Annotated in this window: 1 protein-coding gene and 1 pseudogene; both read left to right on the plus strand. The window is 64.6% G+C overall.

Going from position 1 to position 1,757, the window contains the following annotated elements; genetic code table 11:
* Nucleotides 1-706 (plus strand): annotated as a pseudogene (locus HW556_RS18290) (hypothetical protein); the annotation flags it as partial.
* A 120-nt stretch (nt 707-826) separates the two neighbouring features.
* Nucleotides 827-1,660, plus strand: coding sequence for a CvfB family protein (locus HW556_RS18295; RefSeq protein WP_176901554.1), 834 nt, complete (start codon nt 827-829; stop codon nt 1,658-1,660).
* The last annotated feature ends 97 nt before the right edge of the window (nt 1,661-1,757 follow it).

Genomic DNA, 1,757 nt, shown 5'->3' on the forward strand with positions numbered 1-1,757 from the left:
TCCGGAGGACATCCCGCCGGGCCCGTTGGGGAGTTTTGCGGGGGTTTACGATTCCCCCCCGGCCGACAACCGCCGCTACTACGGCGTGCGGCTCTCATCGGCCAGCTACCGGCCGCAGCGGGGCTACCTGTACCTGAGCGGCGAGTTTGGCGGCTTCGTGCGGAGCCGCAGCAACGACTGGCAGCAGGGCCTGCTGAGCGGCGAAATCCTGTACTTCACCCGGCTCTACCACACCGGCAACTTCCAATGGCGGCACTTTCTGTGGCAGCGCTCGGCGCTGGGGTTGCACCGTTTCGCCAACGAGTACCTCACCATTGATGGCGAGCGGGGCCTGCGCGGCTTCCGGCCCACCGGCCCACTCACGGGCACCAGCCGCGTTACGCTCAACTACGAGGCCACCATGTACACGCCCGTCTCGTTTCTGGGCTTCCGGATGGCGGTGGTGGGCTTCGCCGACGTAGCCTGGCTCAACGCCACCAAGCCCGACCGGCTGCTGCCCTTCTTCGAGAAGCCCTACACCGGCATTGGCATGGGCCTGCGCTTCCGCAACGAGTACACCGCCATCCGCACCATTCAGCTCACGCTGGGCTTCTACCCCCGGGGCCTCGACGCGCCCAACGGCATCCGCCTGTTCGAGAACTCCCGCCCTTACTACGACTTCTCCGACTTCAGCTTCGGCCAGCCCGGCGTTACGCGGTTTCAGTAGCGGTGAGCTGAAAAGGACACCATTGGGTTTATAGGCCCCGGTCTCGTTTGCGTACCTTCGCGCCAAGCTTCAACGGCCGCCACCCGGTCATTTCTAATTTTTCAACTTTTACTTGAGAGAATGATCCTCGGTGATTTCAACGACCTGGAAGTGGTGCGGGAGGTGGATTTCGGCCTCTACCTGACTTCCGACGACGGCGACCTGCTGCTGCCGCGCAAGTACGTGGAGCCGGGCACCCGAATCGGCGACGTGGTGCGCGTGTTCGTGTACCGCGACTCGGAGGACCGCCTGATTGCCACCAACCTCGAGCCTTTTGCCCGCGTGGGCCAGTTCGCGGCCCTCACCGTGCGCGACGTAACGCCCACTGGCGCCTTCCTCGACTGGGGCCTGGAAAAAGACCTGCTGCTGCCCTACCGCAACCAGCGCCGCAACCTGCGCCCCGGCGAGCGGGCCACTGTGTTCGTGTACCTCGACGATACCTCGGACCGCATCGTGGCCTCGGCTAAGTGGGAGTGGTTTCTGAGTTCCGACCCGTTCCCCGGCAAAGTGGGCGACGCGGCCGAACTGTTCGTGGCCGAAGAAACCGATTTGGGCTACAAAATGCTGGTCGATGGCACCCACCAGGGCCTCATCTTCCACAACGAGGTATTTAAGCCCCTGCGTCTCGGCGACGTGCACACGGGCTACATCCGCGCCATCCGCCCCGATGGCAAGCTCGACCTGAGCCTGCAGCAGATCGGCTACGACGAGGCCCGCGCCCAGTCCGACACGCTGCTCGAAGCCCTGCGCGCCGCCCCCGAAGGCCGCCTGCCCCTGGGCGACAAAAGCCTGGCCGACGACGTGTACCGCCGCCTGGGCATGAGCAAGAAAATCTTCAAAAAAGCTCTGGGCGCCCTCTACAAGCAGGGCTTGGTCGATCTGGCCCCCGAGCACACCCAGCTGCGCCCTAGCTGATCCGGGCTATAAAGAACGACGTAGGGGCGGGGCTTGTCTCCGCCTGCCGTTCGTACCGTTTCAAAGATTCCGTTCAACGGCGGGGGTGGGCGGCGCC

It is taken from the genome of Hymenobacter terrestris (assembly GCF_013377905.1).
Classification (GTDB): domain Bacteria; phylum Bacteroidota; class Bacteroidia; order Cytophagales; family Hymenobacteraceae; genus Hymenobacter; species Hymenobacter terrestris.